We start from the raw sequence: 12,801 nt of genomic DNA on the forward strand, positions 1-12,801 counted from the left end.
CTCTTATTACAATTAACTTTATAAAGAAAGTGCTTATTCTTCTACTGTTACACCCATACTTCTGCAGGTACCGGCAATCATGCTCATTGCTGCTTCAACGCTTGCAGCGTTAAGGTCTGGCATCTTTGTCTCTGCAATTTCCTGCAGCTGTGCTTTTGTAATTGTAGCAACCTTTTTCTTGTTCGGCACGCCTGAACCAGATTTGATCTTGCATGCTTTCTTAATCAAAACTGCTGCCGGAGGTGTCTTTGTCACGAAGCTGAAGCTTCTGTCGTTGTAAACTGTGATAACTACAGGAATGATCAGATCTCCCTGATCAGCTGTTCTAGCATTAAACTGCTTTGTAAATTCAACGATGTTTACACCATGCTGTCCAAGTGCAGGTCCAACCGGAGGAGCCGGTGTTGCCTTTCCAGCAGGAATCTGTAATTTAATATAACCTTCTACTTTTTTTGCCATTTTCATTACCTCCTTGTGGTATTGGCGGGAATTTGAAATCCCCTCCCACTATTGACTACATTTTTTTCACTTCAGCGAAACTTATCTCTACTGGCGTTTCGCGGCCAAACAGCTCAACATTGATGGTGAGACTTCCTTTTGCCATATTAATGGCCTGAACCACACCCACTGTATCCGCCCAGGCTCCCGCGATCACCTGAACATTGTCACCGATTTCATAATCCACAACAATGTTTTCTCTCTTGATTCCAAGAGGGGCCATTTCTGCATCCGTCAATGGAACCGGCTTGGATCCGGGACCGACAAATCCGGTTACTCCTCTTGTATTCCGCACTACATACCATGTGTCATCATTCATAACCATATGAATCAGGACATACCCTGGAAACATCTTTTTCTGGGTAGCTTTCTGCACCCCGTTTTTCATCTCCACGACATCTTCCATCGGTACGCGCACTTCAAGGATCTGATCTTCCAGGTGTCTGTTTTCGATCGTTTTATCAATGTTGGCCTTTACTTTGTTTTCATACCCGGAATAAGTATGAACAACATACCATTTTGCCTCTGACATAAAATCACCTTTCTCGCTTACAGTCTACGATTATCCAACCAGCATATCTACGCCATTCTGGGCAAGAAAGTCAACAACTGCTATGATGACTCCCAGAACAACAGTGACCGAAACAACCGCTACTGTCTGCTTTGCAAGTGTTAACTTATCCGGCCAGATAATTTTCTTAAATTCTGCTTTAAGACCCTTAAACCAGCCTTTTTTCTGAGTTTTCTCTCCACTCATGACGACCACTCCTTCTGCCAGCGACTATTTTGTTTCTTTGTGCACTGTGTGTGATTTGCAGAATCTGCAGTACTTCTTTGTTTCCATGCGCTCCGGATGTGTTTTCTTATCCTTTGTCATGTTGTAGTTCCGCTGCTTGCATTCTGTACATTCTAATGTAATTCTTGTACGCACAACTTCCACCTCGCTTCATTTCATAATGTTGACGTGTTACCGGCAGCCCGCGACAGCTGCCCGAATTTTAGGCATAAAAAAAAGACCTACTTCCATCGCCAGACTACTATACCATAGTGCAGCGCCGGAAGTCAAGCCTTATCCTCATTTTAACGCAACTATTTAGCCATGCGGCTGACAGGGCAAGAAGTCGATGCAAGTTTACTTGCAGCGAATTTTATGCCCTGGCAGACATATGGCGTTTAGCCATAAGCGAGGATTTAGCCGCGTATGCGGCGGAAAAACAGCGCAAGCTGTGAATCCGAGCTGCATGGCAGAAAGTTCATTCTCTTAGCCATGCAGCTGACAGGGCAAGAAGTCGATGCAGTGTATCCATTCGTCAGCTACAATATGTGCACCACGTTCCGTCAGATGGATGCCATCTGTCGTAACGGCATAATATCCTATTTCCCTGGCCACCTCATTTAGTCTGTCATGAAGAGGCAGGAAGACAGCCCCATATTTCTCCGCGGCTCTTCGCTCAATGTTTTCTGCTTCCCTGATTGTAGGAATCCAATTGGCATACTCTTCCGGAAACGGAAAGATAAAAGGTCCCATACAGACTACAGAAGCTTTTGTTTCGTATGTCAGCCGCCGAAGCAATTCTTCATAATTTTGCTGAAATCCCTGCTCTTTCAGAGTTTTTCCTGTATTCATGTATATGCCTGCATCATTGCATCCAACCAACACGGAAACCAGATCCGGCTGATGCCGGAGGCAGTCATACTCCGGCATCCGCAGCACTCCGGCTGCTGTGAAGCCGTCGTGTCCTGCATTACGGATTTCCCCTTTGTATCCATCATCATACAGCCTGTCCGCAATCCGCCTGACATAGCCTCTCCCCAACGAATTTGCTCCATCCATATTGTGGAACGCATCCGTGATACTGTCTCCCAGGAAAATAATATTGTTCATATGGAGTCCTTTCTGCAATTTGGGACGTAACAAACTTGAAAAGTGTTACGTCCCAAATTGACATATACCCTGTGTAAAACTGCAAAACACCCCGGGCTAAACTGTTTACGACAACTCCAGCTTACCGGTGTACAACTGGTAATAGGTCCCTTTCTGTGCGATCAGTTCCTCATGGTCCCCTCTTTCGATGATACGGCCATGTTCCAGTACCATGATCGCGTTGCTGTTGCGGATGGTGGACAGTCTGTGGGCGATAACGAATACAGTTCTTCCCTTCATCAGGTTATCCATACCTTTCTGCACAATGCTCTCGGTACGTGTATCGATACTGGAGGTCGCTTCATCCAGGATCAATACCGGAGGATCTGCAATTGCCGCCCGGGCAATTGCCAGAAGCTGTCTTTGTCCCTGTGACAGTTCTTCGCCGTCGCTGGTAAGCATGGTATCATATCCTTGAGGAAGCATTTTGATAAACTGATCTGCATGGGCCAGTTTTGCAGCGTTGTATACTTCTTCGTCTGTAGCATCCAGCTTTCCGTAACGGATATTCTCCATAATTGTTCCGGTAAACAGATGGGTATCCTGGAGTACGATTCCAAGGGAATGACGCAGGTCGGCTTTTTTGATCTTATTAATATTAATGCCGTCGTACCGGATCTTTCCATCCTGTACATCGTAAAAACGGTTGATCAGGTTAGTGATCGTTGTTTTTCCTGCGCCGGTTGAACCTACGAACGCAAGCTTCTGTCCCGGTTTCGCATAAAGGGTCAGATCATGAAGAACCATATGATCCGGCTCATATCCAAAGGACATATCAAAGAACCGTACATCACCCTTCAATTCCGTATAAGTAACGGTTCCATCTGCCTGATGGGGATGTTTCCACGCCCACATTCCGGTACGCTCTTCGCACTCTTCAATGGTGCCGTCTTCGTTCTTTCTTGCATTGACTAAAGTTACATATCCTTCATCAACCTCCGGCTCCTCATCCATCATATTAAAGATACGCTCTGCTCCTGCCAGCGCCATGATAATAGAGTTGAACTGCTGTGCCACCTGCATGAAAGGCTGTGTAAAACTCTTTGTGAACTGCAGATAGGAAGCCATCACGCCCAGTGTAATATTTCCGATTCCCATAATGGAAAGGAAACCTCCCAGCACCGCTGTCAGCACAAACTGAAGATTTCCGATATTTCCGATGATCGGCCCCATGATACTGGCAAAGGTATGTGCATTGGATGCGCTCTCAAACAACTTCTCATTTAAAACATCAAATTCTTCTTCTGATTTTTTCTCATGATTAAACACTTTTACTACACGCTGTCCATTCATGCGTTCTTCCACAAATCCGGTAATGTTGGCAAGATCCAGCTGCTGCCGGATAAAATACTTTCCGCTGTTTCCTCCGATCTTATTGGAAACGGCAATCATCAGTACAATAATAATAACCGCCAGAATTGTCAGAATCGGACTCAATACCAGCATAGCAATAAATGTAACAACGATCATAAGCGCCGACATCAGAACCTGTGGAATCGACTGATTGATCATCTGGCGCAGAGTATCCGTGTCATTTGTATAAAGACTCATGATAGATCCGTTTGTATTCTGATCAAAATATCGGATCGGCAATGTCTGCATATGCTCAAACATCTCGTCTCTCACTCGTTTCAGCACGCCCTGCCCTATGACAACCATCAGCCTTGTATACAGGAAGGAAGCCAGTACGCCAAAGGCAAAAATCGTAGCCAGTACGCCAAGAGCTGTATACAGCTCCGTAAAATCAGGATTTTGATTTCCTATCAACGGAATAATGTAATCATCCAGCAAAAATTTCAGTGACAGGGATACGGAAATGCTGGCAATAGAGCTGATCAAAATACAGATCAGCACCAGTACAAACTGTACTTTATACGTACTCGTCACATAGCCGAGAAGTCTTTTTGCTGTTTTTAATGTATTTTTGGTCACCGTCGGTTTTCCGCCTCTATTACTCATTTTCCTCTCCTCCTTTCACCTGTGATTCGTATACTTCTCTGTAAATCGCATTGTTCTTCAGCAATTCTTCTGATGTTCCGATACCATTGATCTCTCCATTATCCATAACAATGATCACATCCGCATCTTCCACAGAAGAGATTCTCTGTGCAATAATAATTTTGGTAGTATCCGGAATTTCCTCCCGGAATGCCTGGCGGATCAATGCGTCTGTCCTTGTGTCAACCGCACTGGTAGAGTCATCCAGGATCAGGATCTTCGGTTTTTTCAAAAGAGCTCTTGCAATACAAAGTCTCTGCTTCTGTCCTCCGGAAACGTTATTTCCGCCCTCCACAATCATTGTATTGTATTTAGCCGGAAATTCATTGATAAAGCCATCTGCCTGTGCCAGTTTACAAACTCTCTGTACTTCTTCATCACTGGCATTTTCATCGCCCCACCTGATATTTTCATAAATACTTCCTGTAAAAAGCACATTTTTCTGGAGCACCATGGATACCTGATCACGGAGTTTCTCCAGATTATATCGGCGCACATCCTGTCCGCCCACTTTCACACAACCACTCGTCACATCATAAAGTCTGGGAATCAGCTGCACCAGAGTAGACTTCGCGCTTCCGGTACCGCCGATGATGCCGACGATCTGCCCGCTCTTAATATGCAGGTTAACATCCTTCAAAGATAAATTTCCATCCTCACCGGCATAACTGAAATTCACATGTTCGAAGTCGATATCTCCATTTTCCACAGTTGTCAGAGCATCTTCTTTATCCCGCATTTCCGGAACTTCTTCCAATACCTCTTTGATACGATCCGAAGATGCCTCCGCAATCATGATCATAACGAATACAAAGGATACCATCATAAGCGACATCAGGATCTGCATGGCATATACCATGATACTCGTCAGCTCTCCTGTCTGCATATTTCCGGTTACAATATTTTCTCCTCCAATTAAAACAAGCAGCAGAACAACCGTATACATAACAAACTGCATAACCGGAGAGTTCCATGCGACAATCTTCTCCGCCTTTGTAAACAGGTCAAATACCTTGAGGGAAATTTTATGGAACTTCTCATTTTCGTGTTCTTCTCTTACATAAGCTTTCACGACCCTTGCAGCGTTTACATTTTCCTGCACGGTATTATTCAGCACATCATACTCATCAAACACCTGAATAAAATGAGGATGCGCTTTTTTTGCGATAAAAATCAAAATTCCTCCAAGGACCGGTATTGTAACAAGTAGACAAAATGCAATCTTCAGATTAATGGTCGCAGTCATGATCCACGACAAAACAACCATGATCGGTGCTCTGGCCAAAAGACGGATTGTAAACATATATGCCATCTGCACATTTGTAATATCTGTCGTCAGTCTGGTCACGAGACTTGAGGTTGAAAAATGATCAATATTTCCGAAGGAAAACTCCTGGATTTTATAAAAAATATCGTGACGCAAGTTTTTTGCATATCCCGCGGATGCAATTGCCCCCATTTTCCCTGCCAACGCTCCGAACAGCAAAGCCAGCATTGCCATCACAACAAGAAGAATCCCCATTTTGATAATGTATGGCATGTTTCCTTCCATAATTCCAATGTCGATGATGTTAGCCATTAAAAGCGGAATCAGAACTTCCATCAGAACTTCCAGCGCCACCAGAACCGGAGTGATAAATGACTGTTTCTTATATTCCCGCACAGATTTCAGTAATTTCCTATTCATCTGACTCTTCCTTTCTATATATCATATCGTTTTCTTTCGCCCTTTCCCCCGAAGAAAGGTTTTCGGATATCTGCTTCAGAACCCGGATAAAAACTTCCATATCATCGGCCGGAATCCCCTCTCTGATCTGTGCTTCCCTCCTTCTGATATTCTTAAGAAGCTTTGATCGCAGCTGAAGGGCCTTTTCTGTCGGCACAATTCGTTTCAGCCTGGCGTCTTCCTTCACTGGTTCACGGTATAGATATCCCTTCTTTTCCAGAAGCTGCAGCGCTCCTGTTGCCGTGGATCTTCTTACTTTAAATTCCTTTTCCAGATCCCTCTGAAAAAGATCCCTGTTCAAACCTTCTAACAGAATAAAATGCAGAATATGTTTCTGCATATTAGTCAGTTCTCTTTCTTCCTCCGCGTCCTCTTCATAGGACATCTGTCTTTTCAGCTGATGGGAAACACGGCTGATCCACTTTCCCGCATCTTCTCCCATTTTCCTTCCGTTCCTTTCCTTCATAATTGTTCTGTAGCTAACAATTTGGTAGCTAACAATATAGTAGTATATGAACTTTTCACAAAATTGTCAACATGGTTTCTGTAAAATCTGCCGTAAGAAATTTGGGACAAAGTTTCCTGTTGAAAAACAAAGAGTTCTGTTGAATAAGAAACAGCGGGCTGCCGCGCCATCACTGGCACAGCAGCCCGCTGTTTTACTCTGTAAAATTTTTGCATTCGTCACACAGTTACATGATCATGCCGACAAGCTGAAAAATAAAGTTTGCTGCAACTCCGGCGCACAGACCGCCGATCGTATGACTGATGATAGCTTTTCCTGTCATATGCGGACAGTTCAGGGCAGACATCATGCCGACATGTGTGCTTAAATATCCGCTCCAGCACATACACATTGCCGTAAACACAGCAATATCGTTTGCGTGGGCAATGCCTGTGCTTACCATCTCCGGCACAAGGCCAATTGCCGCTCCGGCAGCTCCAAGAGCCGTGATCGGAACTGCCACTGCAGAAGCAGAAGTAAAACCAAACAAAGGTTTCAAAATGAAGTCAATCTTCTCACCAATCCATGGAAGCAGCGCTACTCCTTCATATGCGGCTCCGGTGTATGTTCCGTCTGCAGAAGGACCGTTTGTCAGCATCATTACGATGGTGCAGATTACAAGCACTCCCGGAATGATAGCCATACCCACGTTAACACCATTTTTACCTCCGTCCAGCAGAGACTCCAGAAGTCGTCCTCCTACACTTCCGCCCCGCACTTCGCGCTGGTTCAGGAAATCGTCAAGAGATTCTCCTTCTTTAGCCGGAATACAATATTCTGTAACTCCAAATTCTTTCTTGGTAAAGATCATCATGATCCTTACGCTGACGATACTTCCTATAATCGCCCCAAGATTTCCGATCAAAACAGCCAGTCCGAGATTTTCTCCCGGCGCATTGATTCCAAGCATAAATGTTGTGACGATCAGCCCCATACCAAAGGCTGTCCCAAGATTCGTCAACGCCGGCAGCTGGAACTTTTTAAAATAACGCCGGAAGTTTCTGTCTTCTGCAAGACCCAGAATCGCCGGATTATCGGACAGATATGTTGTCATGACTCCAACAGAAGCCGCTCCCGGCAGGTTGTACAAAGGCTTCATCAGCGGAGTGATCGCTTTATTCAAAAGGGCAATAACTCCAAATTCAGACAATACTCCGGACAAAGCTCCTGCAATAACCGCAATCGCCATGATATTAAATACTGTGTCTATCAAAAGCTCGTATGCGGTAGCCATCAATGTCTGCATCATGTTTGCCCCGCCCATTTTCATGGCAATGCCGCCAAATATCAGCAGAAAGATCACCAGGAAAATGAAGGCCTCCAAACTGACCGCTTTTTTGTATCTCTTCTCCATACTCTTCTCCATTTCTTTGTTAATTTTAAGACAATCTTTTGTCTTAGTCCTGATTAGCATATACTAATTTTCTGTAAATTGCAACTTCTTTTTTCATGTCCCTAAAATCATTTCTGCAGTTTTTTTATTTTTTCAACCGCCTGTCTGCAAATTTCTATTTCGCGCGAGTGCGCATCCCTCAAAGCGTTTTATTCGATAGGGAGTGAAATTTTTTGTCCAACCAAGAAAAGAGTTCCGCCTGCGGAACTCCGCAGGCGGAACTCTCATATTTATCTCTTACATTTTCTGTGATATCCTGCCGGCTCCGGACAGAACCGAAGCGGTATCTTAACCTCTCTTCTTCGCATCGTGGAAGAACATTACTGCACAGATTACCATGACAACGCAGACCAGATATGTCAGTACTGTCAGCGGAAGCGATGTAACGATAAATCCGGCGATCAGTACGCCGATCGCGCCGCTTATGATCATAGGTATCGTGGACGCACGGTTGTATTTGCCTTCCTTGATGAACGTAATACCACATGCCGGACAAAGGTATGCGCAGGATCCCATCATAACAGGAAATGCCACATCAGCGCTCATACCGAGCAGAAGAACGATAGCCATACATGGTGCATAGAGTCCGATCCCTGCTGTCATAAGAATACCAAGAATGAAATTAGCAATGACACCCACTGCCAGCAGTCCGCCTGTCAGTCCTCTTGCTGTTCCAAGGATACCGAAAGGTCCTACTTCGTTGATCTTGCAAAGAGTAATAGCTGCCACCAAAATAAGTGCGACACCCATCACAACACGAATTTTCATAATGTCAAGCCGGGAAATAATTCTGGCTCCGATCACTGAGCCGACAATAGATGCTGCAATCATAAGAACCAGAGTCAACGGATCCATATCAATCCTCTGGATAAAGATAGTGGCTTCCACACAGATAGGAATACCGAATGCTACATTTAACGTACCTGGAATCAGGTCATCATCAACAGCCTTGTTGAACTTCCATGCTGATGTAGCAATCGCATAACTTCCAATTCCAAGCGTATCGAAAAAGTTAGCGATCATACTGACAATCACATTGTACCCCATTTTGCTCTTGTCAAGTTCATCTTTGTGGGCTACCACATCCTTCACCAGCACTACAAAAAATACCGCTGCGAATACCCACATGATAATAAGTAATATCGTTGCTGCACTCATAAAATTCCCTCCTTTGCAACCTCTTTGTATATTTTATACAAAAGATATAACTTTATTATACTATTTTTGTTAAAAATATGTCAAGCATTATTTTTATATTCTTCTATTTCTTAATATTTTTGAGATTATTTTAGAAATTTCTCAGATTTTTTCGCACAAAATCATGGAAAGTAACCGCTCTGGAATATATAATAGAAGTATCACACAAAGGAGGAGGGCGCATATATGAAACAAGATAATATGTTAGCCATGATCTTAGCCGGCGGCCGTGGTACAAGACTGCACGAGCTAACCAACAAAGTTGCAAAGCCTGCCGTTTCGTATGGTGGTAAATACAAAATCATTGATTTTCCAATCAGTAATTGTGCCAACAGTGGAATCGATGTTGTAGGAGTTCTTACACAGTATGAATCCATTCTGCTCAACAGCTATGTAGCTGCCGGAAGACGCTGGGGACTGGATGCAAAAAACAGCGGCGTCTATGTTCTTCCGCCCCGTGAAAAGGCGGACGCAAATCTGGATGTGTACCGGGGTACTGCCGATGCGATCTCGCAGAATATTGATTTTGTAGATACCTTCTCTCCGGACTATCTTCTGATTCTTTCCGGAGATCACATTTACAAAATGAATTATGCAAAAATGCTTCAGTACCACAAGGAATGCGGTGCCGATGCTACGATCGCCGTCATTGAAGTTCCGATGAAAGAAGCGAGCCGTTTCGGAATCATGAATACCGATGAAAACGGACGTATCGTTGAATTTCAGGAAAAACCGGCAGAGCCTAAGAGCAACCTTGCATCTATGGGAATCTATATTTTTGACTGGAAACTGCTTCGCAAAATGCTTACCTCTGACATGAAAAATCCTGATTCCAGTCACGATTTCGGCAAGGACATCATCCCTACTCTGTTAAAAGAAGGGAAAAACCTGTACGCCTATAAGTTTAAAGGCTACTGGAAAGATGTTGGAACAATTGATTCGCTCTGGGAAGCAAATATGGATCTGCTGGACAAGAACAACGAACTGGATCTTAACGATCCCACCTGGAAGATCTATACAGAAGATGCCACAACGCTTCCACAGTATATCGGACCGGATGCCGAGATCAAAGAGGCCTTCATTAACCAGGGATGCATCATTGAAGGAATGGTTCAAAATTCTGTATTATTCACCGGAGCACGAGTAGGCGCCGGCGCAAAGATCATCGACAGTGTTCTGATGCCCGGAGTAGAGGTGGCAGAAGGAGCCGTTGTACAGCGCGCACTGGTTGCTGACAATGTGAAGATCGGCAGGGAAGCCGTTGTGGGAAGCGCTGACAGCGAACACATCGAGCTTGTAGCCAAACGTGTAAAGGGGGTTGAATAGTATGAATAAAGCATTTGGTATTGTAAACTTTTCCGGAAACCATATCTGGGTAGAAGGTCTGCAGCCTTATCGCCCCGTCGGCGCTTTTTCCTTTCTCGGAAGATACCGTGTCATTGATTTTCCGATCTCAAACATGAGCAACAGCGGTATTGACCAGATTCAGGTATACATTCGCCGTAAGCCCCGCTCTCTGACTGAGCATCTTGGCACAGGCCGTCATTATAATATTAATTCCAAGCGCGGAAGACTCCACATTTTGTTTTCGGAGACCGGTCTGGATCATGATATTTACAACAACGACATTGCAGCGTTCCAGGAAAATATGGAATGCATTGAACAGGTACACTGCCCTTACGTTGTCATTGCGCCCAGTTATATGATCTACGCCCAGGACTTCAGTACACTGCTTCAGACTCACATTGATTCCGGCGCTGACATCACGCTGCTCTATCATTCTACTGATGACGCCAAGGAAAAATTCCTGAACTGCAACACTGTGAACCTGAACAGGCAGAAAGGTGTCCTTTCTCTGGAAATGAACCGCGGAACTGCCAAAAACCGCCACATTTTCATGGATACTTATATTATGAAAAAGGAATTGCTCATTGAGCTGATAAACAAAGCGCATAAGACCTCTTCCATGTACAGTCTGGCAGACATTGTCAACGCCTCCTGTGAAGAACTGGATGTGCGCGGCGTTTCCCACCGCGGATACTTTGCAGCCATTACCGATTTCAAGAGCTATTATGATGCAAATATCTCTCTGATCGATTTCAAGACAGCACTCAGCCTGTTTGATGACCAGTGGCCGATCTACACCCGCACAAATGATTCCTGCCCGACTCAGTATTTTGAAGGTGCAGACGTAAAGAACTCCGTTGTATCCAACGGATGCCTGATCGAGGGAACGATCGAAAATTCCATTATCGGACGCGGATGCGTCATCAAGAAAGGCGCCGTTGTCAAGAACAGCGTTATCCTTCCTGATGTTTTAGTGGGCGAAGGAGCTCATATAGAAAATATTGTTGCAGACAAACACGCACAGATTACCCATGTAAAGGAGATCATCGCTGATCCCGCATCTCCGGGATATATCCGAAGAGATGATAAAATCTGAAAATATCCCCGCCGGAATCCTAATTATATTCCGGTGGGGATATTTTTCTGCTGTTTTTTCTGTTATAATACATCTATCTAACTGGATATACATACAAATTTGGAAAGAGAGGCTGACAGATCATGGATCAGTTAAACCAATATCTTACACAGAAATACTCTCCTTATTATATCCCCGGCTCCGGAAGCGGGGACATCCTTATGTGGGGAACAACCCGGGATTCACAGATCATTCCCGGCTTTCTTTCTTTGAATGTGGGAGTGGATTATGATCCCCTCTCTCCTAATCCGAATCTTACAAAAGGAATGATCACCGACACTCTGAATCAAAGTTATGCGGATTTTGACGGGAACTCTCCTTTTGCCGCCTTTTTCAGGATCTTCCGGCTGCTTTCATACCGCGCGGACCTTCCCTGCATTTTTATCGCATATCCGACACTTCCTGCATACAGTGATGATCAATGGGAAAAGACGCTGGAAGCATATCCTTTGGAAGATGTTCGTTTTTATGTTTGGAATTTGAAAGAACCCAAAGCAAAATTTTTGACGGGCAAAGAGCTGAAGAACGAGATTTATTCTATTCTGGATGTAAATTTCCAGGATCAGGGCACCGGAAAGGAAAAAAATAAAAGCATTCACGATTATTTTCATTACTGGAGCCGCTGCTTTTTATCCGCCCATATCCGCAAGCAGGACTGTGATGGAATCCTCTTTGACAAAAGCGGAACAAACTGTTCTCTGATCGAGATCAAACGTTCTTCCAATCCGCCCATCCCCAAGTGGCGTCCCTATATTGACGATGAAAACAATTACCGGAATCAGCTTGCCTTTGCCCGCAGTCTGAAAGCCTGTTTCTGGCTTCTCCAGCATGATGGGATCCCTGTCACAGAAGCAGGACAGGTGTCTTTCTGGGATATCCGGGGTATAAATGAGACGGAGGCAGAGCGCCTTCGCCGTCTTCAGGCAGAAGGACATCGCGGGGTACATGGCGACTATCTTACCTGCTCCCGCTTTTTCTCTCCCCTGCCTGTCTCTGCAGAAGAGGAAAACCTTCCCTCTTTACATTCCCTGATAGAGTCTTTTATTGACTGCAGCCCGGGAGACTGATCCTTCTCCTC

At 44.6% G+C, this 12,801-nt stretch carries 13 protein-coding genes; 3 read left to right on the forward strand and 10 right to left on the reverse strand.

Annotated elements, in window-relative coordinates; translation table 11 throughout:
* Positions 1–33: 33 nt before the first annotated feature.
* The 10 genes from rplK to EUBC25_RS06015 form a co-directional block, all read right to left on the reverse strand.
* On the reverse strand, positions 34–459 hold the full coding sequence (rplK, locus tag EUBC25_RS05970) for a 50S ribosomal protein L11 (protein ID WP_230107255.1): 426 nt from the start codon (positions 457–459) through the stop codon (positions 34–36).
* 55 nt (positions 460–514) lie between these two features.
* Entirely contained in the window at positions 515–1,030 is a 516-nt protein-coding gene (gene nusG / locus EUBC25_RS05975; RefSeq protein WP_230107256.1) for a transcription termination/antitermination protein NusG, read from the reverse strand.
* Between the two features lie 30 nt (positions 1,031–1,060).
* On the reverse strand, positions 1,061–1,255 hold the full coding sequence (gene secE / locus EUBC25_RS05980) for a preprotein translocase subunit SecE (protein WP_230107257.1): 195 nt from the start codon (positions 1,253–1,255) through the stop codon (positions 1,061–1,063).
* A 24-nt stretch (positions 1,256–1,279) separates the two neighbouring features.
* Entirely contained in the window at positions 1,280–1,429 is a 150-nt protein-coding gene (gene rpmG / locus EUBC25_RS05985; RefSeq protein ID WP_230107258.1) for a 50S ribosomal protein L33, read from the reverse strand.
* Positions 1,430–1,759: 330 nt separating this feature from the next.
* A complete protein-coding gene (locus tag EUBC25_RS05990; protein ID WP_230107259.1) occupies positions 1,760–2,383 on the reverse strand; it encodes an SGNH/GDSL hydrolase family protein in 624 nt (207 codons plus the stop codon).
* A 105-nt stretch (positions 2,384–2,488) separates the two neighbouring features.
* Positions 2,489–4,381, reverse strand: a complete 1,893-nt coding sequence (locus EUBC25_RS05995) for an ABC transporter ATP-binding protein (protein ID WP_230107260.1) — start codon at positions 4,379–4,381, stop codon at positions 2,489–2,491.
* The gene (locus tag EUBC25_RS06000; RefSeq protein WP_230107261.1) at positions 4,374–6,107 is read right to left on the reverse strand and encodes an ABC transporter ATP-binding protein; all 1,734 of its coding nucleotides are present in this window, start codon (positions 6,105–6,107) and stop codon (positions 4,374–4,376) included. Before EUBC25_RS06000 ends, EUBC25_RS05995 begins: the two co-directional genes overlap by 8 nt.
* Complete coding sequence (locus EUBC25_RS06005) at positions 6,100–6,588, reverse strand: MarR family winged helix-turn-helix transcriptional regulator (protein WP_230107262.1); 489 nt, start codon at positions 6,586–6,588, stop codon at positions 6,100–6,102. Before EUBC25_RS06005 ends, EUBC25_RS06000 begins: the two co-directional genes overlap by 8 nt.
* 250 nt (positions 6,589–6,838) lie before the next feature.
* A complete protein-coding gene (locus EUBC25_RS06010) occupies positions 6,839–8,005 on the reverse strand; it encodes a CD0519/CD1768 family membrane protein (RefSeq protein ID WP_230107263.1) in 1,167 nt (388 codons plus the stop codon).
* Positions 8,006–8,332: 327 nt separating this feature from the next.
* On the reverse strand, positions 8,333–9,202 hold the full coding sequence (locus tag EUBC25_RS06015) for a sulfite exporter TauE/SafE family protein (RefSeq protein WP_230107264.1): 870 nt from the start codon (positions 9,200–9,202) through the stop codon (positions 8,333–8,335).
* Between the two features lie 225 nt (positions 9,203–9,427).
* Between EUBC25_RS06015 and EUBC25_RS06020 the strand changes: the two genes are divergently transcribed.
* From EUBC25_RS06020 to EUBC25_RS06030, 3 genes are all read left to right on the forward strand, one after another.
* Positions 9,428–10,567, forward strand: a complete 1,140-nt coding sequence (locus tag EUBC25_RS06020) for a glucose-1-phosphate adenylyltransferase (protein WP_230107265.1) — start codon at positions 9,428–9,430, stop codon at positions 10,565–10,567.
* A 1-nt stretch (position 10,568) separates the two neighbouring features.
* Positions 10,569–11,684 carry a glucose-1-phosphate adenylyltransferase subunit GlgD gene (gene glgD / locus EUBC25_RS06025; RefSeq protein WP_230107266.1) on the forward strand — a complete coding sequence of 372 codons (1,116 nt, stop codon included), beginning with the start codon at positions 10,569–10,571 and terminating at the stop codon, positions 11,682–11,684.
* A 122-nt stretch (positions 11,685–11,806) separates the two neighbouring features.
* Positions 11,807–12,790: a hypothetical protein gene (locus tag EUBC25_RS06030; protein WP_230107267.1), complete on the forward strand. Its 984-nt coding sequence runs from the start codon at positions 11,807–11,809 to the stop codon at positions 12,788–12,790.
* The last annotated feature ends 11 nt before the right edge of the window (positions 12,791–12,801 follow it).

This window comes from Claveliimonas bilis, from assembly GCF_020892095.1.
GTDB lineage: Bacteria > Bacillota > Clostridia > Lachnospirales > Lachnospiraceae > Claveliimonas > Claveliimonas bilis.